The 23,522-nt window shown below is 42.1% G+C and carries 19 protein-coding genes; 12 read left to right on the forward strand and 7 right to left on the reverse strand.

Features of this window, described 5'->3' with window-relative positions:
* Window positions 1–343 precede the first annotated feature (343 nt).
* Together hutI and J4N22_RS07680 are read left to right on the forward strand one after the other, a co-directional pair.
* A complete protein-coding gene (gene hutI / locus J4N22_RS07675; protein ID WP_207493343.1) occupies window positions 344–1,582 on the forward strand; it encodes an imidazolonepropionase in 1,239 nt (412 codons plus the stop codon).
* Between the two features lie 276 nt (window positions 1,583–1,858).
* The gene (locus J4N22_RS07680; protein ID WP_207493344.1) at window positions 1,859–3,484 is read left to right on the forward strand and encodes an ABC-F family ATP-binding cassette domain-containing protein; all 1,626 of its coding nucleotides are present in this window, start codon (window positions 1,859–1,861) and stop codon (window positions 3,482–3,484) included.
* Window positions 3,485–3,617: 133 nt separating this feature from the next.
* Here J4N22_RS07680 and J4N22_RS07685 read toward each other — a convergent pair whose 3' ends face one another.
* Complete coding sequence (locus J4N22_RS07685; RefSeq protein WP_207493345.1) at window positions 3,618–3,797, reverse strand: hypothetical protein; 180 nt, start codon at window positions 3,795–3,797, stop codon at window positions 3,618–3,620.
* Window positions 3,798–3,967: 170 nt separating this feature from the next.
* Here J4N22_RS07685 and J4N22_RS07690 point away from each other — a divergent pair, with 170 nt between their 5' ends.
* Both J4N22_RS07690 and J4N22_RS07695 read left to right on the forward strand, forming a co-directional pair.
* Window positions 3,968–6,523: a M14 family metallopeptidase gene (locus tag J4N22_RS07690; protein WP_207493346.1), complete on the forward strand. Its 2,556-nt coding sequence runs from the start codon at window positions 3,968–3,970 to the stop codon at window positions 6,521–6,523.
* Window positions 6,524–6,628: 105 nt separating this feature from the next.
* Entirely contained in the window at window positions 6,629–10,105 is a 3,477-nt protein-coding gene (locus J4N22_RS07695) for a hypothetical protein (RefSeq protein WP_242692090.1), read from the forward strand.
* Between the two features lie 59 nt (window positions 10,106–10,164).
* Here J4N22_RS07695 and J4N22_RS07700 read toward each other — a convergent pair whose 3' ends face one another.
* Window positions 10,165–10,893 carry a ribonuclease H-like domain-containing protein gene (locus J4N22_RS07700; RefSeq protein ID WP_207493347.1) on the reverse strand — a complete coding sequence of 243 codons (729 nt, stop codon included), beginning with the start codon at window positions 10,891–10,893 and terminating at the stop codon, window positions 10,165–10,167.
* 36 nt (window positions 10,894–10,929) lie between these two features.
* On the opposite strand from J4N22_RS07700, the gene J4N22_RS07705 reads away from it, so the two are divergent.
* The 3 genes from J4N22_RS07705 (at window position 10,930) to J4N22_RS20195 (ending at window position 13,654) form a co-directional block, all read left to right on the forward strand.
* Entirely contained in the window at window positions 10,930–11,919 is a 990-nt protein-coding gene (locus J4N22_RS07705; protein ID WP_207493348.1) for a hypothetical protein, read from the forward strand.
* A 198-nt stretch (window positions 11,920–12,117) separates the two neighbouring features.
* Window positions 12,118–13,119, forward strand: a complete 1,002-nt coding sequence (holA, locus tag J4N22_RS07710) for a DNA polymerase III subunit delta (RefSeq protein ID WP_207493349.1) — start codon at window positions 12,118–12,120, stop codon at window positions 13,117–13,119.
* A 106-nt stretch (window positions 13,120–13,225) separates the two neighbouring features.
* On the forward strand, window positions 13,226–13,654 hold the full coding sequence (locus tag J4N22_RS20195) for a CBS domain-containing protein (protein WP_207493350.1): 429 nt from the start codon (window positions 13,226–13,228) through the stop codon (window positions 13,652–13,654).
* Between the two features lie 12 nt (window positions 13,655–13,666).
* On the opposite strand, the gene J4N22_RS07720 is transcribed toward J4N22_RS20195, so the two are convergent.
* Window positions 13,667–14,302 carry a hypothetical protein gene (locus J4N22_RS07720; RefSeq protein ID WP_207493351.1) on the reverse strand — a complete coding sequence of 212 codons (636 nt, stop codon included), beginning with the start codon at window positions 14,300–14,302 and terminating at the stop codon, window positions 13,667–13,669.
* A gap of 201 nt (window positions 14,303–14,503) precedes the next feature.
* Between J4N22_RS07720 and J4N22_RS07725 the strand changes: the two genes are divergently transcribed.
* Both J4N22_RS07725 and J4N22_RS07730 read left to right on the forward strand, forming a co-directional pair.
* Window positions 14,504–15,259 (forward strand): META domain-containing protein, encoded by a 756-nt coding sequence (locus J4N22_RS07725; RefSeq protein WP_207493352.1) that lies wholly within the window; start codon window positions 14,504–14,506, stop codon window positions 15,257–15,259.
* A gap of 279 nt (window positions 15,260–15,538) precedes the next feature.
* Entirely contained in the window at window positions 15,539–15,961 is a 423-nt protein-coding gene (locus J4N22_RS07730; RefSeq protein ID WP_207493353.1) for a hypothetical protein, read from the forward strand.
* Between the two features lie 63 nt (window positions 15,962–16,024).
* On the opposite strand, the gene J4N22_RS07735 is transcribed toward J4N22_RS07730, so the two are convergent.
* The gene (locus J4N22_RS07735; protein ID WP_207493354.1) at window positions 16,025–16,627 is read right to left on the reverse strand and encodes an HD domain-containing protein; all 603 of its coding nucleotides are present in this window, start codon (window positions 16,625–16,627) and stop codon (window positions 16,025–16,027) included.
* A 150-nt stretch (window positions 16,628–16,777) separates the two neighbouring features.
* On the opposite strand from J4N22_RS07735, the gene J4N22_RS07740 reads away from it, so the two are divergent.
* From J4N22_RS07740 to J4N22_RS07750, 3 genes are all read left to right on the forward strand, one after another.
* Window positions 16,778–17,638, forward strand: coding sequence for a sterol desaturase family protein (locus J4N22_RS07740; protein WP_207493355.1), 861 nt, complete (start codon window positions 16,778–16,780; stop codon window positions 17,636–17,638).
* A 142-nt stretch (window positions 17,639–17,780) separates the two neighbouring features.
* Entirely contained in the window at window positions 17,781–19,871 is a 2,091-nt protein-coding gene (pta, locus tag J4N22_RS07745) for a phosphate acetyltransferase (protein WP_207493356.1), read from the forward strand.
* Between the two features lie 155 nt (window positions 19,872–20,026).
* Window positions 20,027–21,226 carry an acetate/propionate family kinase gene (locus tag J4N22_RS07750; protein WP_207493357.1) on the forward strand — a complete coding sequence of 400 codons (1,200 nt, stop codon included), beginning with the start codon at window positions 20,027–20,029 and terminating at the stop codon, window positions 21,224–21,226.
* Window positions 21,227–21,302: 76 nt separating this feature from the next.
* On the opposite strand, the gene J4N22_RS07755 is transcribed toward J4N22_RS07750, so the two are convergent.
* The 3 genes from J4N22_RS07755 to pdeM all read right to left on the reverse strand — a co-directional run bounded on the left by J4N22_RS07755 (window position 21,303) and on the right by pdeM (window position 23,518).
* Window positions 21,303–21,677: a membrane lipoprotein lipid attachment site-containing protein gene (locus J4N22_RS07755; RefSeq protein ID WP_207493358.1), complete on the reverse strand. Its 375-nt coding sequence runs from the start codon at window positions 21,675–21,677 to the stop codon at window positions 21,303–21,305.
* Between the two features lie 233 nt (window positions 21,678–21,910).
* Window positions 21,911–22,747 carry a histone deacetylase family protein gene (locus tag J4N22_RS07760; protein ID WP_207493359.1) on the reverse strand — a complete coding sequence of 279 codons (837 nt, stop codon included), beginning with the start codon at window positions 22,745–22,747 and terminating at the stop codon, window positions 21,911–21,913.
* 69 nt (window positions 22,748–22,816) lie between these two features.
* Window positions 22,817–23,518, reverse strand: coding sequence for a ligase-associated DNA damage response endonuclease PdeM (gene pdeM, locus J4N22_RS07765; protein ID WP_207493360.1), 702 nt, complete (start codon window positions 23,516–23,518; stop codon window positions 22,817–22,819).
* Between the last annotated feature and the right edge of the window lie 4 nt (window positions 23,519–23,522).

Genomic DNA, 23,522 nt, shown 5'->3' on the forward strand with positions numbered 1-23,522 from the left:
CTGGAGAAAGATTGATAGCTAAAAAGATACCGGTTCAGAACCGGAGCCGATGCTAAAAGCCGCATCGCATATGAAACAACGATTGCTTCTCCTAAATGAAAAGGGGAATGTGACGAAAAAAGGTATAGCCAGGGAGGGCGTGAAACAAACCCCCGGGACTTCATCAGTGATTGAACTTAAGAAGCCGAAGAAATAGTTTCACAACAAATGCTCCCTACAAGCAGGCAGCCAGAGTCTTGACGCAAACACAGGATTTTGTCAGCCTGTTTTTTTATGTCCCTACATTTCGTATTCTTCTGCGTTGGTTACTTCTCCATTTTTAAAATAGGCATAGCTTAGCGGCATGACGACCATCCTTACCAACATCACCAGCCTGGTTAATGTGCGAGAAGAAAATGTTTTGCTTCGTGGAGCTGCTTTGTCTGAGCTGCCTGTTATAAATAATGCTTACCTGGTAATTGAAGACGGCGTGATAGCCGATTATGGTGTGATGGATGATTTGATCCACACTCCCTGGAGCTTTACCGAATCATACGATGCTTCAGGAAGTTTTGTAATGCCTGCCTGGTGCGATAGTCATACACATTTAGTATTTGCCGGCAGCCGCGAAGAAGAGTTTGTATACAAGCTCCAGGGCATGTCTTACGCCGAAATAGCTGCCAAAGGTGGAGGTATTCTTAATTCTGCTGCTAAACTGAATGCTGCTACTGAAGATGAATTGTTCAATGCAGCATGGACGCGGCTGCAGGAGGTGGTTAAACTGGGAACCGGTGCTATAGAAATAAAAAGCGGTTATGGTTTGTCGGTAGAAGGAGAGTTGAAAATGCTTCGTGTTATCAAGCGGCTAAAAGAAAAATCAGATGTCATCATTCGTTCTACTTTCCTTGGAGCCCATACGTTCCCACTTGAATATAAAGAGAACAGGCAGGGCTATATTGATAGCATCCTTTACAATATGCTGCCTGTGATTGCGCAGGAGGAACTGGCCGATTATATAGATGTGTTTTGTGAGCAAGGATTTTTCTCTTTAAGCGAAACTGAACTGATCTGTAAAGCCGGCATGAGTTACGGCTTAAAACCGAAAATTCATGCTAACCAATTATCTGCTACGGGTGCTGTACAATTGGGTGTGGAATTGGAAGCAGTAAGTATAGATCATCTAGAAATGATGGATGAAGACGCCATTCAATCTTTGGTGGGAAGTAATACAATAGGAACACTTTTACCTACTGCAGCATTCTTCTTAAGGATGCCTTTTCAGCCGGCCAGGCAGTTGATAGATGCCGGTGCTGCCATTGCCCTTGCGTCAGATTATAATCCCGGTTCTTCGCCCAGTGGAAACATGAATTTGGTGGTAGCATTTAGCTGCATTCAAATGAAAATGCTCCCACAGGAGGCTATCAATGCCGCTACAATCAATGGTGCATTTGCTATGGAAGTGCAGGATCTCGCCGGAAGTATCAGCAAAGGAAAAGTTGCTAATCTTATTGTTACCAAGCCCATTCCTTCACTTGCTTACCTGCCTTATTCTTTTGGTAGTAATTTGATAGATAAGGTAATGATAAAGGGAGAGTGGGTGTGATAAGTAAAAACTATAAATGATGAACTATAAATGGTTTCTTGATGTTGAATTTTTCATTTCAAGATCCAGCATCATAACAAGCTTGCAACTGGAAGTAGAGACCAGAGACCAGAGACCAGAGACCAGAGACCAGAGACCAGAGACCAGAGACCAGAGATCAGAAACTAGAGAATAGAAACTAGAGAATAGAGACCAGGAACCAACCAGTAACTCCTCCCCACTCATGGTGACAAGCAATCACCTATCTTTGCGCCCCTAAAACAGAGGATAGTAAACATGATAAGTGTTAAAAACGTCACCCTTGCCTACGGTAAAAGGGTATTGTTTGATGAGGTAAATATAAATTTCCTGAAAGGGAATTGCTATGGCGTTATAGGCGCCAATGGTGCAGGTAAGTCTACTTTTTTAAAAATATTAAGCGGTGAGATAGAGCCAAATAAAGGAACAGTTGAAATATCAGCTGGTGAACGTTTAGCATTCCTGAAGCAGAACCAGTTTGAATTTGACGAGCAAACAGTACTGAATACGGTAATGATGGGGCACACCAAAATGTGGAAGGTGATGCATGAGAAAGATGCCATCTACATGGACCCGGATGCTACCGAAGATGATTTCATGCGCGCCAGTCACCTGGAGGCTGAATTTGGCGAAATGGGTGGATATGAAGCGGAAAGTTCTGCAGGTTCATTGCTTAGCAGCTTAGGAGTAAAGGAAGAATACCATCACAGCCTGATGAAAGACATCCCGAGCAATTTTAAAGTGAGGGTGTTATTGGCCCAGGCACTTTTTGGTAATCCTGATATCCTGCTGCTGGATGAGCCTACCAACGGTCTCGACATTGAAACCATTGGCTGGTTGGAGAACTTCCTGGCAGACTACCAGAACATAGTATTGGTAGTGAGCCACGACCGTCACTTTTTGGATACCGTGTGTACGCACGTTGCCGATGTGGACAGGGCTAAGATCAAAGTATTTACGGGTAACTATACCTTCTGGTACGAGAGTAGCCAGTTGATGGCCCGCCAGATAAACGATAAGAATAAGAAGAACGAAGAAAAGCGCCAGGCTTTGCTCGACTTCATTGCCCGCTTTAGCGCCAATGCAAGTAAGAGTAAGCAGGCTACCAGCCGTAAAAAGGCATTAGAAAAACTTACCATTGAGGAGATTGAACCAAGTAATCGTAAATATCCTGGTATCATTTTCAACCCGCTTCGCGAAGTTGGTAACCAGATATTGAACGTGGAGAACCTGAGCAAATCAGTTGATGGAAGAAAGCTTTTTGAAAAAGTGACTTTCAGCGTAAGTAAGAATGACAAGATAGCTTTTTACAGTAAAGACGCTTTGGCTGTTACTGCTTTCTTCGAGATTATCAACAATAACGAACAGGCTGACACCGGTAAGTTTGAGTGGGGTACCACTGTTACAACTGCTTACCTTCCTTACGAGAATAACCAGTTTTTCCAGAACGATCTAAACCTGATGGACTGGTTGCGCCAGTACGTTCCGGCTTATGTTACCGATGTTGATGAGCCATTCTTAAGAGGTTTCTTAGGTAAAATGTTGTTTGCTGGTGATGAGATCATGAAGAAGACAAAAGTGCTGAGTGGAGGTGAAAAAGTACGCTGTATGATCAGCCGTATGATGTTGCAAAACCCGAATGTTATCATTCTTGACCAGCCAACTAACCACCTTGACCTGGAAAGTATTCAATCGTTCAACGAAAGTGCTACCAACTTCAAAGGCATCGTGTTCCTTACCTCGCATGACCATACCTTCATGCAAACCGTTGCCAATCGTGTAATCGAATTAACACCTAAAGGCATCATCGACAGGCTGATGACCTTTGACGAATACATGGAAGATGAGCGTGTACAGGCACTGAGAGAAGAGATGTATGCTTAAAATGTAATTGAGAATATTGATGAGCCCACTTTGCAAAAGGTGGGCTTTTTTATGCATGGAACTTTGTAACCTTGAAGTACAGGCATAAAAAAACCAGCACAAAGGCTGGTTTATATTTTTCTATATGATAAGCTTAGATATCGCTTACAATAATTCCAATACTGAACAATAAAAAACCTATCTCAGTCACATTCACCGTGGAGTTACACAGTTCCAGTTGACCATCAAAATTTTGAACACCAAACAGCAAGCCTTCTTTTCTCTTATTGAGGTGCAGCTGAACAGACACTTTTTTCTTGAATATTCGGATCATTTGGCAGGGGGTTTTAATAGCAAACGTTATAAAATATGGGATATTGTATGGCGTCATGAATTTTTCATTACGCTCCATGAAATTATAACCTTCACGGTGTAAGAAAAAATTAACTTCCTTTAATATCCTTCCGACCTTTCGTGTAACTTCCGCACCTTTAAATCATTAGAATGATCAAAGGCTTTTTCCTTTCATTGGCAGTACTTGTAGTAAGCAGCTGTTTTTCTCAATCATTAGAATATTACTTACCTAAAAATGTTCAGTATGATCCTGCTATTCCTACGCCTAAGTCAGTCATTTTTCACGAAGTAGGCGAGTGGCATGTTGCGCACGACAGGTTGGTGAGTTATATGCAGGCCGTAGCCAATGCATCGCCGCGCATCACTTTCCAGGTTATTGGGCATACATATGAAGGGCGGCCACAAGTGGTACTTACCATCACATCTCCTGAAAATCATGCGCGGTTAGAACAGGTAAGGCAGCAACATGTACAACTAACCAATCCAAATGAATCTGCCTCTTTAAATATAGACCAGATGCCTGCTGTGGTATGGATCGGCAACAGCATTCATGGAAATGAAAGCAGTGGCTCTAATGCCGCATTACTTGCTGCGTATTACCTGGCAGCGGCCCGTGGTCCACAGGTAGATGAACTACTTCGCAATACAGTTATCCTGCTCGATCCTTCTTTCAATCCTGATGGTTTGAATAGGTTTGCGTCGTGGGTGAACACGCATAAAAGCAATACTGCAGTTACCGACCCGCAGGCTCGTGAATACAATGAAGTATGGCCTGGCGGCAGGTTCAACCATTATTGGTTCGATCTTAACCGCGACTGGCTGCCTGCACAGCACGTAGAAAGCCAGAACAGGCTAAAGATTTTTCACGACTGGAAACCAAACATTCTTACCGACCACCATGAAATGGGCAGCAACGCCACCTTCTTCTTTCAGCCGGGTGTGCCTTCGCGTGTTAATCCCAATACACCAATGCGCAACCAGGAGCTGACTGCAGCTATTGCTAATTTTCATGCTCGCAATCTTGACAGTATTGGTTCTTTCTATTTTACCAAAGAAGGATATGATGATTTTTATTATGGTAAAGGATCTACTTACCCTGACATACAAGGTTCTATAGGAATACTCTTTGAACAAGCCAGCAGTCGCGGACATGCGCAGGAAACGGACAATGGCTTGCTAACTTTTCCATTCACCATCCGCAACCAGTTTGTAACCATGCTATCTACGCTGGATGCTGCAAAATCATTACGCAAGGACCTGCTGAATTACCAGCGCAACTTCTTTTCTGATGCAATGAAAGAAGCCAATTCTTTTGCCAGTAAGGGTTTTGTATTCGGGGATGCAAAAGACAAGAGCAAAACACAGAAGCTGGTGGAGATGATGCTCCGTCATCAAATAGATGTATACGAGCTAAAGCAGCAGGTGAATGCAGAAGGAAAAACATTTGCACCCGGTAGTTCATATTTTGTTCCTACGGCCCAGCCGCAGTTCAAACTCATCAAAACCATGTTTGAAAAAACGACAGAATACAAGGACAGCTTGTTTTATGATGTTACTGCATGGACACTGCCACTTGCATTCAACCTTGAGTATGCAGGTGTTGCTTCCGTAGGTGGCCTGGCAGGCGCAAAGGTAACTGCAGCATCAGAGCCTAAGGGTAATATTGTTGGCGGCCTTAGCAACTACTCTTATGCATTTAATTGGGAAGAATATTATGCGCCGCGGCTATTGTATGCGCTGCAAAAGGCTGGCGTAAAAGTGCGGGTAGCAAGCCGTCCGCTGCAGGTGGCCACGGCTGCCGGCGTAAAACAAATGACCTATGGCGCCATCATGATTCCTGTTCAGCAACAAGGAATGACACCGCAGGCACTTTACAACCTGCTGTTGCCTGAAGTACAGCGGAGCGGAGTAGAGGTTTTCAATGTTTCTTCAGGCATGTCGGCAGGCGGGATAGATCTTGGAAGCGGTAGCTTTCTTTCGCTAAAGCAGCCGCAGATCATGTTGTTTGCTGGTAATGGAACTACGGCTTTGGATGTTGGCGAGATCTGGCACCTGCTAGACCAGAAATTCCAGATCCCTGTTTCCATAGTGGAGGCTGAGCGTTTCAATGCGATAAATCCTGGCCGCTACAATGTCATCATTATGCCTTCCGGCCGCTATACTACGCTTGATAAAACAGCACAAGACAAGCTTCGCCAGTGGGTGACCAACGGCGGTACACTTATAGCCACCGAGGATGCTACCAGGTTTCTTAGCACCAACGGTTTTACCAAAGTGATCTTTAGAGGTGAAACAGAAAAGAAGGATACTGTTACCAATCTTCCTTACCACCTGCAGTCAGATGAAACAAGGGCAAAAGATATGACGGGTTCCATTTTTGAAGCGCGTATGGACCTGACACATCCATTATGTTATGGATACTCCAGGCCAACTATCAGCGTTTTCAAGTCCAACAACCTGTTCATGGACCAGAACAACAACCCATATGACTCCCCGGTGATGTATACAGATAATCCATTGCAAAGCGGGTATATGTTCAAAGGCCACAGGGAGAACATGCGCAACAGCGCTGTGATCAACATTGACCAGCTGGGCAAGGGAAAGATCATCTCTATGGTGGACAATTTAAATTTTAGAGCGTTTTGGTATGGCACCTCTAAATTGTTTATGAATGCTATCTTCTTTGGTGAAAACATCCGGCTCTAAAACTTTGAAACCTTTGCCAGCAGCGACTTTCGTATTATTTTGTCTTACCATTAACCCCAACTACGATATTTTTATGACCTGAATTTTACGCTGAAGCCCCCTGTTTTGAAGTTTGCAAAACCTATACTTATTCTCCTGTTAGTAGTGGTGTGTACTGCTGTTGCCCAATCGCAGCCACTGCGGTATAGCAACCTGCGTACAAGAAAAGTAGCAACAGCTTCAGCTCAAGTTCTTGATTCTCTGAGTATAGTTCCAAATACTTTTAGTGTAATAGGGTACGATACATCTTATTATCAGCTCGATTTTGTAAAAGCAACGCTCACCTGGAAAAAGGAAATAAACGCCGATAGTGTTGAAGTTCGATACCGTGTTTTTCCGTACAAACTGAATGCGGTTGCCAAACGATTTACCTACGACAGCGTAATGAATAACTTCATTTCGCAGCCGTTTGTTTTCAATCGCAATGGTCGCCAGCCTGCTACCAATACTCTTTTCGACTTTGGGCAGATGAACTACAACGGTAGTTTTGGCCGCGCCTTAAGCTTTGGCAACAACCAGGATGTGGTAGTGAATTCGCAGTTCAACCTGCAGCTGAGCGGCCTCATTGGCGATAGCATACAGGTAGCTGCGGCCATTACCGATAACAATATTCCGATTCAACCAGACGGTACCACGCAGCAGTTAAATGAGTTTGACCGCGTTTGGCTGCAGTTCAAGAAAAGAGGGTGGGAGATCAACATGGGTGATATAGACCTGAGGCAGGATCAGAATTATTTCCTTCGTTTTTTCAAGCGCCTGCAGGGTTTATCGTATGCGCAAAAAACGCAGCTTGGGCCAAACATCAGCAATAAAACATTGGTGAGTGGGGCAATTGCCAAAGGAAAATTCACCCGTAATATTTTACAGGTACAGGAAGGCAACCAGGGGCCGTATCGCTTGCAGGGAGCCAACAACGAATTCTTTTTTATAGTGCTTGCAGGAACAGAGCGGGTTTACCTTGATGGTGTATTGCTGCAACGCGGCGAAGACCAGGATTATGTGATCAATTATAATACTGCTGAAATAGCTTTTACGCCCCGGCGCATGATCACCAAGGATGTGCGTATACAGGTGGAGTTTGAATATGCTGACCGCAATTATCTGAACTCATTTTTATATGGTACAAATGAAATGGTGATCAATAAGAATTTTCGTCTGAACATAGCTGCGTACAGCAATGCTGATGCTAAAAATTCTCCCATTAACCAGCAGCTTGATACACAGCAAAAGCAATTTCTGAATGACATTGGCGACAATGTGCAGCGCGCATATTTTCCAAATGCGGTGCTCGATACATTTGCTGTAGGCAAAATTTTGTATGCAAAAAGAGACACGATCAGTAACGGGAATGCCTATACCATTTTTATTTACTCTACCGATAAAGACAGTGCAAAGTTCAACCTGAGTTTTACAGATGTCGGGTTCAATCGCGGCAACTATATACCTGATTTTAATGGCGCCAATGGAAAAGTTTTCAAATGGGTTGCCCCGGTAAACGGTGTGCCGCAGGGAAATTTTGAACCTGCTACTTTACTCGTTACACCTAAAAAGCAGCAGATGCTTACAGTGGGCGCAGTGTACGACCTGGATACACGCACACAAATAACTGCAGAGGCAGCGGTTTCTAATTATGACATTAATAGTTTTTCAACGATAGATAAAGGAAACGATAAAGGCATTGCAGGCAAGTTTATGGCTGCGCGTAGTTTCCAGTTGAAGAACACTGCTACCAAAGCATTGGATTTGAAAACTTCTGCAGGTTATGAATTTGTTGATCATCGGTTCCGCCCGTTGGAGCGACTGCGAACAGTTGAATTCTATCGCGACTGGGGACTGCCATTTGTACCTGATCAGGCCTTTGAACATCTATCTTTTGCCAGCATGGAAATAGCAGATCGCGCCAATAATCGTCTGCAATACCAGGCTACCAGCTATACAAGAAACAAAACTTACAAAGGCTTCAGGCATACGCTTCAGCACGATCACCTGCTGCATGGCTGGCAACTGAAGAATGCTTTCAACCTTACCACTATCAACTCCTCACGTAATGATGGTTTCTTTTTGCGGCCAAGCGTTGACATTAGTAAAACATTCAACCGCTTAAAAAACATCAACATTGGTGGCAGCTATGTGCTAGAGCACAACGAGCTAAAGGAAAATGCGAATGGAGTAATGACGCCGCTAAGCTTTGCTTTTACTACCGTGTCTGCTTATATAAAATCTAACCAGGCAAAAGACAACAGGTGGACTTTTACCTACTTTACACGGTCTGATAAACTGCCATCCGGTAGCAAACTGGAACAGGTAGACAGGAGCCACAACTACAGCCTGTTATCTGAACTGCTGGCTAATGAAAAACACCAGGTGCGGCTGAATGTTACTTACCGGCAGTTGCAAGTCATCAATAATTCGCTCACAAACCTGCGGCCTGAGAACTCGCTGCTCGGCAGGCTGCAATATTCAATTAACGAATGGCGTGGATTTGTAACGGGTGATGCCTTGTATGAGATAGGTTCGGGGCAGGAGCAACGGAGAGATTTTTCTTTTATTGAAGTGCCTGCTAGCCGCGGCGAATTTGCATGGAATGATTACAATGGTGATGGCATCAGGCAGTTGAATGAATTTGAAGTAGCGCTCTTTCCCGACCAGGCAAAATTCATCAGGGTATTTACGCCAACCAATGATTTTATAAAAGCAAATTATACCCAGTTCAACTATAGTTTATCATTAAATCCAAAAGCAATCACGGCAGGTCTGAGTCAAAAAAAGCTGGCTGATTTCATCGGCAGGTTCAACCTGCAGTCTACGTTCCAGGTAAACCTGAAAGAAATATCTTCAGGTGATGTTTTATTCAATCCTTTCAAAGGAAATGTAGAAGATACCAGCTTGATAACAGTGAACAATATCATTGTAAACACCCTTTCCTTTAATCGCTTTAGTACACGCTGGGGAATAGATGTAAGCAACAATATCAACTTCAATCGTGCCTTGTTGACCTATGGTTTAGAAACACGCAGGCTGGAAGAATGGGGCCTGCGCGGAAGATGGACAATTGCGCGTCAGTATACCATTGAGCTTATTCAAAAAGTAGGAGCCAATACATTGGCAACACCAAAATTTGCCAATCGAAACTTTGCAATTGCAAACTATTCAGTAGAGCCTCGGTTTACGTATACTAAGGGAACAAGTTATCGTATACAAAGCAGTTACCTGCACAGGCAAAAAAGGAATGAAATACAATATGGCGGTGAACGATCTATAAGCAATGCGCTCAATCTTGAAGGAAAATATAATGCTGTAAACAATACCAGCCTTACCGGAAAATTCACCTACAACCATATTGAATATTCAGGTCAGCTCAACAGCACTATCAGCTATATCATGCTGGATGCGTTGTTGCCTGGAAAGAACCTGCTATGGAATTTGGATCTTACGCGCAGGCTTGGCAATAACCTGGAAGTTAGCATCCAATATGAAGGACGTAAGCCTGGCGAAACGCGTACTATCCATATTGGAAGAGCTTCATTGAGAGCAATTTTATAGATGCTTACATTGAAGAGGTAAGCACCTGCTCTTAGTAATTCTTAGGATTATTTTCTTTCCTAGTTTACTACCGTTACATCTTCATCCTGCAGTATAGGGAGGTTGTGAAAACGCTGTACAATGCGTGCTACTACCACTACATCGCGCTGGCAATATTCTACTATGCGTGGTAAATCTTTTTCCTTGTAATAAACATGCTGCACCATGCTTCCGTCTATGCCATTTTTACTACTGGGCACACCCAGTACATTAGCCAGCAAGTGCAATGATGTATAGTTTTTATAGTCGCCAAATTTCCACCACTGCAGCGTATCCACCATTTGCACCTCCCATGGTTTTGCGCCATGTATCTGTAAGTATTTTGGCAAGGGTATCTGGTGAATGATCATACGCCTGCATAAGAATGGAATATCAAATTCCCTGATGTTGTGCCCTGCAAACTGGAAGCGTGGCTTGGACTTGCAGAACTTATCCACCAGTTCAATGAAGGTTGTTAGTAAAATCTTCTCATCATCGTTACAAATGCTTTTTAGCTTCATGCAAGTTTTGCCCGATGGATCAGTATATAAATAACCGGTAGATATACAGATCACCTTACCGAACTCAGCCAATATTCCTGCCTTTTGTTTATATACTTCTGCTTCGTCAAAATTTTCTGGCACATTCTTTGAAATCTTGTCGAAAAAAAGTTGACGCCTGTCTGCAGGCAGATCACAATGCTCACACTCCTGCGGAACAGTTTCTATATCAACAAATAATAAATTGTTTATATCCTGGATGTTTATCACTATATATTTTTTCTACTAACAAAAAACAAAAGTAATATGGCTTACACTTCTCAAACAACAACTGCCTCTTCCCAGACACCAAAAGGAAACGATAACCGCAAAATCATCTATGGTGTATTAATAGCAGCCCTGCTAGGTACATGGGGATACCTGATCTGGGACAAAAGTAAATCTACTGAAAGCTATACGCAATTGCAAACAGAGTATGTAAATAAAGACTCTGCACTTAGCGAAGTAAGAAGCGAATATGAAGATGCATTAACGCGCCTTGACTCTGCAACTGGTAACAACACCCACCTGCAAGGTGCGCTTGCCGAAAGACAAGTTGAGATCGATCGTTTGAAAAAAGAAATTCGTGGTATCACTACCAAAAGCAATGCTTCTGCAGCTGACCTTGCAAGAGCTCGTAACCTGATTGCTCAACTGAACATGCGCATTGATGACATGTATGCAGAGATAGCAAGATTGAGAGGAGAGAACCAGCAACTGGCTTCTTCCAACCAAAGGCTTACAGTAGAAAGACAACAACTGGCTACTGAAAAATCTCAACTGGAAGAGAACCTAACAACAGCAGAAACTGAGCGCAGAAGAGTAGAGGATATTGCATCTACACTGCGTGCTACAAATTTGAACATTGTACCTATTGATGTTCGCAACAGCGGTAGAGAAAGAAATACAGAAAAGGCAAAAAGAGTTGACCTACTACGTGTATCATTCGACCTGGATGAAAATCGTGTAGCGCCAAGTGGTACTAAAGAATTATATGTTTCAGTTATAGCACCTGATGGTCGTCCTGTAACAATGGCTAGCAGCAGCGGCACTTTTGACACACGTGACAACGGTACAAAGACTTATACAAACAAAGTAACTGTACCTTACGAGCAAGGTAAAAGAAGCAATGTTAGCTTCGATTGGAAGCAGGAAGGAAATTACCAGCTAGGTGAGTACAAGATAGAAGTATACCATAACGGCTTCAAAATCGGTGAGGGTAGAAAGGCATTGAAGAAGGGTGGATTGTTTGGTTAGTCAATCCTTTAAGCATAAATGGCAAACAAGAAAAGGCGGGATGTAAATCCTGCCTTTTTATTTTAATATGATTTCCTTATTCACCATAGGCCTTAGACTTATCTCAACATACTATCAACATAAACTCACCCGGCTATTTGCCGCAGCAATTACTTCTTCTTAAAAATGTATTTTGCACCGCATTCTTAAAACCCGGTAATGTCAGCAGAGAAAATACTCCAGGAGTGGAAAATAAAGGCTTACAAGCCTGTGTATTGGTTAGAGGGAGATGAGCCTTATTACATTGATCAGTTGGTTCATTATGCGGAGCATAACATTTTATCGGAAAGTGAAGCAGGCTTTAATCTTACTGTTTTCTATGGTCGGGATGCAGACTGGGCTGCGATTGTAAATGCTTGCCGTCGGTATCCGATGTTTGCAGAAAGGCAGGTGGTATTGCTAAAGGAAGCACAGCACATGAAAGACCTGGAAAAGCTGGAAGGTTATGTTTCCAATCCTTTAAGTTCTACCATACTTATCATTGCTTACAAGGATAAAAGACTAGATGGACGCACCAAGTTTGCAGGAACTATAAAAAAGAAAGGCGAACTATTCCAGTCGAAAAAACTTTACGAAAACCAATTGCCTGACTGGGTAAAGCAGATGGTTCAAGGTAAAGGATACTCGCTCACCCCGGGAGCACTACAGCTTTTGATTGATCATATTGGTAACGACCTGAGCCGGCTGGCCAACGAGGTAGATAAAGTATGCATCAATCTTGGTTCTAAGAAAACCATAGATGAAGAATCTATTGAGCGTTATGTAGGCATAAGCAAAGACTTCAATGCTTTTGAACTGCAGGCTGCCATTGCCAAAAAAGACATGGCAAAAGCTATCCGCATCATTCAATATTTTGAAGCAAATCCAAAGGCGGCGCCAATCCAGATGATCCTTCCTGCTATGTATGGTTACTTTAGCAAAGTGTACTCCATTTTTGGGTTGGAAGACACCAGCGAGAATGGCGTGAAATCAGCCTTGTTTCCTAATAATTTTTATGCTGCACGAGATGCTTTATCAGCAGCTAAACTGTATGGAAATGCTGGTGTAGAAAAGATCATTTTGCTAATGCACCAATACAACCTGCGAAGCATAGGTGTGCATGATGCGGGTACCGAAGATGCTGACCTGCTAAAAGAAATGGTAGTTAAAATGATGAACTGATATCAGCCATTGATTATCCTGTTATACTTCTATTGCGGCTAAATTAATATTTACCTGCTCCTGTTTCTGCTTAAAAGTGTTTAACTTAATAGCTAAAACTAACCAAGTGAAAACAGTTGCAAACATTCTTTCACGCAAAGGTGCCAGCGTAGAAATCGTTTCTCCCTCTACTTCCGTTATAGATGCATTACGGCTAATGGCTGACAAAAATATTGGCTCCGTTGTGGTGATGTCAGGAGAAGAATTTCTTGGAATAATGACAGAGCGCGATTATTCCCGAAAGGTTGTTTTAAAAGGCCGGTCGTCTGATGAGACCACTGTTGCAGATATTATGTCTTCAGACTTTCCATCAGTTTCAAAAAATGATACAATAGCGGATTGTATGCAATTGCTTTCAGCAAATAACCTGCGTTACCTGCCCGTGATGGAAGGAGAAAGACTGGCAGGTATTATTTCTATCAATGATGTAGTTACTGAAACGATCTTAAGCCAAAGCGAAACGATATCTTACCTGCAGAACTATATTCAATCGTAAGCGTAGTAGCTTTTACTTTAGGAAACCAAAATCAACAACACGCTTCAGGTATTTCTTGTCCTGTATAATCCAAGTAACCTCGTAGCTGCCGCCTGATTCCTGCTTTAGCATATATACATATACTTTTCTTCCATCTTTAGATAACAGGACCTTGTTGTTGGTCTTGTTCGTACCCCTGTCGTTTACATACAAGATAGGGTTGTACAGGTCGCCCCATGCGGCAGGCGGAATAGCTATTGTGTCTTTGTCAATAATAACCGTTACGTCCTGGATCTTTGTCCTTGGCACTTTGCCATAATCTCCAAAGAATGCCTTGTTATCGATCTTTACCAGGTGTTTGTTGTCGTAGTAACCCAGCTTGTGCTTGGTAGCATCAAACGGGGCAGTGGTAATGGTAACCTTGATGTTTTCTCCTTTGAAGGTGATAAAATTATCACCTGTTTCCGCTACAGGTATGGTTTGCAACGGAAGTTTCCCTACGCCTTCGTCTATACCTCCCATACTAAATGTAGAAACATCGCTGCGAATATCTTTTTCCTGGATACGGGTAAACAATTCGCGTTTGCTCCTGTAATCAGGCACATCATCTACCTGGGCAAAACTTGCAAGAGAAATAAAGGAAACAAGGACTACTAAACTTAAACGCATATGGTATTATGTAAAAGGGTTAAAAGTAATTCTTTATGGAATTAGCCACGACCGAAGTAGCTTCTAATAGCTTCAAATCTATGTTAATAATAGAACCAGCAAAAGCGTTATTTCAATCTCTCAGGATGCAGGCTGGCAGGGCTTTACAGGCATGTTTGTTTACATGGCATGGATTTTTACAATGAAATAATAAAACAAAAAATGAAACCTTTTTTACTAGCATTGGGTATTTCTGCTGCGTTTGTTCATTGTGGTCCACCCAAGCTTACACATACCGGTCAGCCAACTGCTACTACTCGTTATAATTCTGGTGCTTCTCCTACCATTCCAGCTAAAGTTGGTGCTGTTGATACTATTACCGTTACAGGATCAGAATACCTGCAGGTGTCAGGTAGAAATGAGAATGGTATGTATCCTGACCTGGAAGGCAGATGGGAAATGATTGCTATGCCTGGAACCAATTTCAAGAATACCAACAACATCATTAAAGATGCTGCATCTGTGAAAGGTGAAGTTGGAAAGCCATATACCGGTGCTGTTATAGGCGATGCTATGAAGGGAAGTTCAGAAGTGAAAAGAGAGACAGTTAACGATGGTACCAATACAACTACAACTGTGTACCTTGTAAACAAGCAATCTTCTGAAACAAGGATAACGCCGCCACAGGGAAGCAGTTTTCATACACCAGAGGCACCAAGTCTTAACTTGTTTGGATCGAACGAAACGTTCTCTGGTTTTACTGGTTGCAATAAGATAGCGGGGCGCTACACTTTGAAATCAAATAATGGAATAACCTTCCGTCATTCAGCGCCATCTACACGTATGGCTTGTATAGGTGACTATGATGAAAAAGCTTTTCTTCAATCATTGCAGAGGGTGAATAAGTATAAATCTACAGGAACTGAATTACAATTATTGGATGGAGAAGAAGTGCTTTTCGTCTTTAGCAGGAAGTAATATTTCGCAACAATAGCGTTGATATATCAGCCGGTGAAAATTTTTCACCGGCTTTTTTATGCTTGTAATTAAGGTGTCACATATTTATGTATTGCTCTTTTTTAGTTAAATCAGCGACAAGCGGTAGATATAAATGATGAACAGCTTTGCTTGCAGGCATTACATCTTCTTTAACTAAATAACAGTTTTTATTTCACTTGTTTATGCGGTTGTGAAGGCTCTTTTGTTGAACCATATTTGCATCATCAAACAAACAAAAACAAAATAAAAACTATCACAATGAAAAAGTTTCTTTTCGCCGCTCTTGTTACTCTTTTTATCACTTCAAGTTCTTTTGCTGAAGGTGGTCGCATCAACAACACCATTAAGAACAACTTTAGTTACGACTTCAAAGGTGTAAGTGAAGTAGAATGGTCTACTACTGCTTCTTATGCTACTGCTTCTTTCATTTTGAACAATAAAAGAACAAATGCTTTTTACGATAACGATGGTCAATTGATCGGAACAATACAAGCCATCAGCATTGATGAAATGCCTGCTTCTGCTAAAAGGAGTTTCGCAAAAAAATACGCTGATTACACTGTTGTAGAGTCAATCAATTTCACCACCGCTACTGAAAGCACTTATTTTATCTCTGCTAAAAAAGACGAGAACAAAGTAGTTCTGAAAGTGAGCAACGGATTTTTATCTGTAGTAAAATAAAACAAACAATAACCACTAACTGCGACGCCTGTACATTGTACAGGCGTTTGTTTATAAAAGACCTTAAGCAACTACATGTGGCTGATGTTGTATAACAAAGTTTACCAGGTCATCTACGCTCAGGCCTGCCCTGGCAGCAGCGTCAGCTATATCATCTCTTGATACATTGGCAGCAAATGCCTTATCCTTCAATCGTTTTTTTACGCCTTTCAGATCCATTCCTTCGTATCCATTTGGTCGCATAAGCGAGTATGCATGTACCAGCCCACTTAGTTCATCAAAAGCATAAAGCAATTTATCCATGGCCGTTTCAGGTTCTACTCCAAAATGAGCCGGGCCATGCGAGGCAATTGCATGAATAATAGATGGATCAACTTTTCGTTCTTCCAGCTCTTCAATGATCTTCTTACAATGCTGGTCTGGCCACTGGTCCCAGTCAGCATCGTGTAGTAAGCCTGCCATTTCCCATTGCCACTGGCCTTCATCATTTAATTGTTCTTTTTCTTTTGCCCATTGTTTCATCAGGTGTGCTACCTGTTTCATGTGCAGCTTTAGCCTTTCATTCAGTACCCATTCGTCCAGTAGGGCGTTTGCTTCTTCTCTTGTTAGTGTATTACCATTGTTTGCCGGGTCGCCAAATGTGCTCCTGTTTAATTTATAGCTCATAATTATTTTGCTAACTACTAAAATATAGATTTCCTGCTGCTGTTGGTGCAGCACGTGCAAGTGAATGTTTCAATAAAACAGCGCTAGTAGATGATATAAGTTCTTCTGCCGGCGGTTCAATAATTGATGTGAAGTTGGATAAACTTTTTCATGGGTATCATACGCAGGATATTCGATTATAAAGGAACACCCATTTTGGTAACTGGTTTTGCTTTACTGTTTTGGGCAGATTGTTCATATCAAATGCGCAAGCGAAAACAGCCCCGGCTTGTTCGTGCAGTAAACAATGCAATTGTTGCTATCCCTGCATTCACTTTATTGCGCTTCATGTTTTTGCCTGCTATGGTTTATTTAGCCAAACAAAATGAAAAGAAAAATTGGGGTATTATTCATTGGTTCAATGCGCCGCCTTTGGTGAAACAGGCGATTGCTTTTCTGATCATGGATTACACCAATTATCTGTGGCATGTGCTCAATCATAAGATACCGCTGCTGTGGCGCTTTCACCTGGTGCATCACAGCGACCCGGATCTTGATCTGTCCACAGCCATCCGCTTTCACTTTGGTGAAATGATCGGCTCTCTTTTTTATCGCGGTGCATTTGTATTATTAAGTGGTGCTTCTCCAAGTAATGTATTGTATTATGAAATCGTTTTCGAAGGTGCTACACAATTTCATCATACCAATATGAAGCTGCCTTACCGGTTGGAAAAGATCATGAGCAATGTCATTGTTACGCCGCGTATGCATGGCATTCATCACTCGCAGGTACGACATGAAACAGATAGCAATTACTCTGTGATCTTCTCGTGGTGGGACAGGTTGCACAAAACAATAAGACTGAATGTATTGCAGGATAAAATAGTAACAGGAGTGCCTGCATATAGTCATATAGAGGAACTTACTGTAGGCTTTTTATGGAAGCTTCCGTTTATGAAAATAAGAGAATGGAAGCAAGATGTAGGAGAGGAAAATCGCACAGTAGGAGAAATACATCAGCTGGCGCAGTGAGTTGAAGAGATCTTCATTCACGCACAAGTGATCACAATTATGTTGTGCAAACGTTTGCAGACATAAAATAGTTATTACTGATGTTTATCACTTCTTTTATTGATGAGACAACAGAATTTTGCTTAAACTTTGGAACAACAGTATGACAAACAATATCTTCATCGCCACCGCAGAACCTTATAGTGGTAAATCTATTGTAGCACTTGGTTTGGTAAATATGTTATTAGGCAAAGCGAAAAAGATCGCTTATTTCAAGCCCATTATAAACCACAATCCACGCGAAAAAAAGGATGTGCATATTGAAACTGTTGTTAACCATTTTGGCTTGCCAATTACCTACTACGACACCTTTGCTTTTACACGCCAGGAAGCCATGCAGCACATGGAAAATGAGAAGCGCGGCGAGTTGATTGATACCATTATCAGGAAGGTAAAAAAGCTGGAAGAGAATTATGATTTTACAGTAATAGAAGGAAGTGATTTTATAGGAGAGGGAACTGCATTTGAATTCGATGCAAATATTTCTATTGCAAAGAATTTAAATGCACCTGTTATTATTGTTATTTCCGGCAATAATAAAACCACTGCACAAATCATCAACAATGCAATCACCATTACCAGGAATTTCCAGCAACGTGAAGTGCAGGTATTGGCAATTGTAGCAAACATGATAAAACCTGAACAGGTAGATGATGTAAAAGAGTTACTGCAGTCAACATTTAACAACGGGATCATCCTGGCAGTTATTCCTGAAGAGCGCGGACTGAAAAGCCCAACCATGAAGGAGATTAATGAGAGCATTGGTGGTAAGCTGCTATTTGGTGAGCAACAAATGTCAAACCAGGTTGATCATTTTATCATGGGCGCTATGCAGCTGCCTAACTTCCTGAAGCACATGAAGGAAAATGTACTGATCATGACGCCAGGTGATCGTGGCGATATTATCATCTCTGCTTTGCAGGCTAATCTATCTACCAGTTATCCTAAAGTTGCAGGCATTGTACTAACAGGTGGTATAGAGCCTGAAGAGCCGATCTTAAAACTGGTGGAAGGTTTACAAACGGTGGTTCCCATTATTAGTGTAAAGACAGGTAGCTTTATGACCGCTACCACAGTTGGTTCTATTCATTCAAGAATAACTCCTGAGAACAACAAAAAGATACAGTTGGCCATTGATGCCTTTGAGCGCAATGTAGATGTAAAAGCGCTGGATGAAAAAATCGTTACGTATTCATCAGAAGGTATGACACCACACATGTTCCAGTACCAACTGAGCAAGTGGGCAAGACGCCAGCAAAAGCATATTGTATTACCAGAAGGCAATGATGATCGCATATTGAAAGCTGCAACAAGATTACTGCAACAAGACATTGTAAAGCTTACCATACTAGGTGATCCTGCTGAAGTACTGGCTTCTTTCAAGCGGCTGGGATTGATTGTTGATCCTTCACGTGTAAAGATCATCAACCCGGCAGAGTCACCATTGTACAATGACTATGTTCAGACCCTGTACGAGCTAAGGAAGAGCAAGAACGTTACGCATGAAATGGCTGCCGATCTTATGACTGATGTGTCTTATTTCGGAACTATGATGGTGTACAAAGGGCATGCTGATGGAATGGTATCTGGTGCTGTTCATACTACGCAGCATACCATCAGGCCAGCGCTGCAGTTTGTAAAAACAAAGCCTGGTGTATCCGTGGTATCTTCTGTTTTCTTCATGTGCCTGCCCGATAGAGTTTCCGTTTTTGGAGACTGTGCAGTTAATCCAAATCCTACTGCTGAGCAACTGGCTGATATTGCCATTTTATCAGCAGATAACAGCCAGCGCTTTGGCATCGAGCCGCGCATTGCAATGCTTTCTTATTCATCAGGTACATCTGGCGAAGGTGAAGATGTTGAGAAAGTGCGCAAGGCTACTGAGATCGTAAAGCAAAAGCGACCAGACCTAAATGTGGAAGGGCCTATACAATATGATGCTGCTGTCGATCCTGTAGTGGGCAAGCAAAAGCTGCCTAATTCCGAAGTGGCAGGAAGGGCAAGCGTGCTCATTTTCCCTGACCTGAACACAGGTAACAATACCTATAAGGCTGTTCAGCGCGAAACAGGTGCAATAGCCATTGGGCCTATGTTGCAAGGTTTGAACAAACCGGTAAACGACCTTAGCCGTGGATGTACAGTAGATGATATTTTCAATACGGTTATCATTACAGCTATACAGGCGCAGGATTAAGTGAAGGTTCAAGTATAAGGTTTGAGATTGTTATGCTTGAATGCTTGACGCGGTTCATGCAGTTCTCTTCTTAGATATAACATGTGGACCTTAAACCTTAAACGCCAAACCTTAAACCCACTTGACCTTAAACATTAAATATTATAAATTATTACATGAACATATTTGTTGTAAACTCTGGAAGTAGTTCTATCAAGTACCAGCTTTTTAAAATGCCTGATGAAAAACCTATTTGCAGTGGCTTGGTAGAAAGAATAGGGCTGGAGAATTCTATGATTACGCATAAGGTATTTGCCGGCGGCGAAGAAAAGAAAATTTCAGCCACACTTGATCTGCCTGATCATGAAGCAGGTTTGCATGAAGTAGCACGATTACTCGCAGATCCTGAAATAGGCGTAATTAAAGATCCTGCTGAGATCAATGCAGTTGGTCATCGTGTGGTTCATGGTGGCGAAAGTTTTGCCTCTACCACCGTCATCAATGCTGAAGTAAAGAAAGAAATACAACGCTTGTTCTCACTGGCACCGCTACATAACCCAGCTAATTATTTAGGTATAGAAGTAGCCGAGAAGATCTTCACCAATGCTACACAAGTGGCAGTGTTTGATACAGCGTTTCATCAAACCATGCCTGAGCATGCGTATCGTTATGCCATTCCTCAAAACTTTTACCACGAGATGCGCATACGTGCGTATGGCTTTCATGGCACCAGTCATAAGTACGTAACAGAGCAAGCACTGCAATATTTGCAAAACCCGCAAGCAAAGATCATTACGATCCATCTTGGCAATGGCTGTAGCATGGCCGCTGTGGATGCAGGCAAGTCGGTAGATACATCCATGGGCTTTGGGCCTCTTAGTGGTCTTATCATGGGAACAAGATCAGGTGATATAGATCCATCTGTTATCTTTCATATGGTCAATCAGCTAGGTTATGATATTGAGCAGGTAAATACGCTGCTGAACAAACGCAGCGGAATGTTGGGCCTTACAGGCTTTAGTGATATGCGCGACATTATAAAAGCTATGGACGAAGACAATCACAATGCAGCATTAGCCTACCAGATGTATGCTTACAGGATCAGGAAATATATTGGTTCGTATGCTGCTGTACTCAACGGCTTGGATGCAATTGTGTTCACAGCTGGTGTTGGAGAAAATGATGTAAAGATCAGGCAGCTGATCTGCCAGGAGATGGACTTCTTAGGTATTACTTTAGACGAAGAAAAAAATGGCATACGCTCTAGTAACCTGCGTGAAATAAACCAGGCAGATGCAAGAGTAAAAGTACTGGTAATACCTACCAATGAAGAGCTTGAGATAGTGAAGCAGTGTTATGATCTGCTACTGCAATAAGTAGTTTATCTAATAATAAAAGTTCCCTGTGCTGTTATTCGTTAAGTAAGCCAGGGAACTTTTTTGCCCCTAATGATCATTCATTTCCTTCACCGTACCTGCTTGCTTTCTGTATATCTACAATCTCTACATACCATCTTGGTTCACGGCATTTGCAATGCACTTCTTTGTCAGTATAACCATACACTACGTATACATCCATTCCTTCTACCATGAAATCTTTTTCAAGATTGATGGGTACTTCAAAAACCTGGTCTGTCATCTGCAAGACCCAACCAAATCCTCCATCTTCAAAGCTGCCTGTATAGCGGATTGTAGCAAATGCCTTTGCATCTTTTGCTGAAGTTACTTGTCCGTTTTTGGTTTCATTTTCAGCTTCTGGTACAGCTACATTTTTAGAACAGCCCGATAATATCACCAAGCTGAAAATTAGAAGTATAATCGTTTTCATAGATTTTAAATTTTACTAAACTGAAACAATTTGTGCGCCAGCCTCAGGTTATTATTGCGAGGGAACAAACAACCGTTTTATAAGAAAAACAGAATGAATTAATTATTGAATTTCGAATACTTCTCTGGTTAATATAGTGGGTTTACATTACCACATTTATTAGCGCATCAACCTGTAGAAAAGGCCACAGGCAAGGGTTGTAGCCGTTGAGGTAGTCTTAGAAGATGTTCTTATTAATATAGTTGAGCAGCCAACCTGAAGGTATTGCAATGGGCTTCTACAATTGTTCTTATATCAGGAGAATAACCACCGCCCATGGCTACGGTGCACGGTATGTTGTGTTGCTTTAGCAGGTTAAAAACAATTGCATCACGTTGTTTACAACCTTCTACTGTCACTTTAAGTTTGCCAAATTTGTCTGTCTCCAATATGTCTACACCTGACAAGTAGAAGGCAAAATCGGGTTGTACTTTTTCTATCAATTGTTTTACATGAATGCTTACGAGATCGAGGTAAGCATCATCCTGCATGCCTTCGGGTAGTGGTACATCCAGGTCTGACGTTTCTTTATGGAAAGGGTAGTTGTGCGCACCATGCATACTGAAGGTGAATACTTCATCTTTGTGTTCAAACAGTTTGGCTGTGCCATTTCCCTGGTGCACATCCAGGTCAATGATCAGTATCTTCTTAGCAAGATTTTTCTGCAGTAAATAATTTGCTGCAACAGCAAAATCATTTAATAAACAAAAGCCTTCACCCCGATCGGCAAATGCATGATGCGTGCCGCCTGCTACGTTCAATGCTATTCCATGTTGCATAGCAAAGTGGCAACAATCAATTGTGCCTTGGGTAATTACCAGCTCCCTTTGTGTAAGCTGCGGCGACTGCGGAAAACCTATCCTTCGCTGCTCCGATGCAGAAAGCGTTTGCTGCACCAGTTTATCATAATATGCTTTTTTATGTGTCCATAGCACTACCTCTTCAGGACAAGTATGCGGGGCAAAAAAATTATCATTGGTAACAGTGCCTTCATGTAATAGCTGCGCCGGTATAAGCTCATACTTCAGCATAGGGAACCGGTGGTTCTCTGGTAGGGAATGCGCGTAAACAGGATTGAAGGCTATTTTGAGCACAGGCTGTTAAACTACATGGTTAGGCATAACGTCCACCACCGCTGCTTTTTCACCTCTTACTTTGTCGGATGGGAGAATTGCAAAAACACGATCGGTGGCTTTGGGCTCTATATGCGCGGTGCCGGTGAATTTTCCAAAAGCAGGCAACACTGCATAAGATGCTCCAAAAAAATAACAAGGAAATTTCAAAGATTGTTTTCCCACGCCCCGTAGCGTAATACAAGGATGAATATGCCCGCTGAAATAGTACTTGATTTCTTTCCCCGCATCGCATTTGGCAGCTATGTCATGAACAAAGCAAAAACTATCTACTGCAAGGTGATCATCACTTACAGCAATGTTTGCCTGGCTGTACCAGCCTTTCGACAGGATGTCGTGGTTGCCTTTTACAAGGGCAATGTGTAGTTGCGAAAAATCGTGGCGCCACCGCATGAACAAGTCCATCTCTTTGTTGGCATTGCTATGAAAAAGATCGCCAACCACTACCAGTTGATGCGGCCTGTAATGCTGTACCTGTGCCAATAACCGTTGAAGGTCTTCTTTATATACATTCTGCGGAACACCTATACCTGCTTTTCTGAAATGACCTGTTTTACCGAAATGAAGATCTGAAACAATAAGCGTGCTTTGTTCTTCCCAAAAAATACATCGCTCAGGCGATAGCCATAATGTTTGTTCGTGTAGTAAAAATTTCTTTGCTGCCTGCACCTCA

The sequence above is a fragment of the Aridibaculum aurantiacum genome, from assembly GCF_017355875.1.
Classification (GTDB): Bacteria; Bacteroidota; Bacteroidia; order Chitinophagales; family Chitinophagaceae; genus Segetibacter; species Segetibacter aurantiacus.

Excerpts from the sequence above, each read along its gene's own strand:
- J4N22_RS07690 (WP_207493346.1), top strand. The coding sequence starts at position 3,968 with ATGATCAAAGGCTTTTTCCTTTCATTGGCAGTACTTGTAGTAAGCAGC.
- J4N22_RS07730 (WP_207493353.1), top strand. The coding sequence starts at position 15,539 with ATGAAAAAGTTTCTTTTCGCCGCTCTTGTTACTCTTTTTATCACTTCA.
- J4N22_RS07705 (WP_207493348.1), top strand. The coding sequence starts at position 10,930 with ATGGCTTACACTTCTCAAACAACAACTGCCTCTTCCCAGACACCAAAA.
- holA (WP_207493349.1), top strand. The coding sequence starts at position 12,118 with ATGTCAGCAGAGAAAATACTCCAGGAGTGGAAAATAAAGGCTTACAAG.
- J4N22_RS07720 (WP_207493351.1), bottom strand. The coding sequence starts at position 14,302 with ATGCGTTTAAGTTTAGTAGTCCTTGTTTCCTTTATTTCTCTTGCAAGT.
- J4N22_RS07685 (WP_207493345.1), bottom strand. The coding sequence starts at position 3,797 with ATGATCCGAATATTCAAGAAAAAAGTGTCTGTTCAGCTGCACCTCAAT.
- J4N22_RS07735 (WP_207493354.1), bottom strand. The coding sequence starts at position 16,627 with ATGAGCTATAAATTAAACAGGAGCACATTTGGCGACCCGGCAAACAAT.
- J4N22_RS07755 (WP_207493358.1), bottom strand. The coding sequence starts at position 21,677 with ATGAAAACGATTATACTTCTAATTTTCAGCTTGGTGATATTATCGGGC.
- hutI (WP_207493343.1), top strand. The coding sequence starts at position 344 with ATGACGACCATCCTTACCAACATCACCAGCCTGGTTAATGTGCGAGAA.
- pta (WP_207493356.1), top strand. The coding sequence starts at position 17,781 with ATGACAAACAATATCTTCATCGCCACCGCAGAACCTTATAGTGGTAAA.
- J4N22_RS07680 (WP_207493344.1), top strand. The coding sequence starts at position 1,859 with ATGATAAGTGTTAAAAACGTCACCCTTGCCTACGGTAAAAGGGTATTG.
- J4N22_RS07740 (WP_207493355.1), top strand. The coding sequence starts at position 16,778 with ATGGGTATCATACGCAGGATATTCGATTATAAAGGAACACCCATTTTG.
- J4N22_RS07750 (WP_207493357.1), top strand. The coding sequence starts at position 20,027 with ATGAACATATTTGTTGTAAACTCTGGAAGTAGTTCTATCAAGTACCAG.
- J4N22_RS07760 (WP_207493359.1), bottom strand. The coding sequence starts at position 22,747 with ATGCTGAAGTATGAGCTTATACCGGCGCAGCTATTACATGAAGGCACT.
- J4N22_RS07725 (WP_207493352.1), top strand. The coding sequence starts at position 14,504 with ATGAAACCTTTTTTACTAGCATTGGGTATTTCTGCTGCGTTTGTTCAT.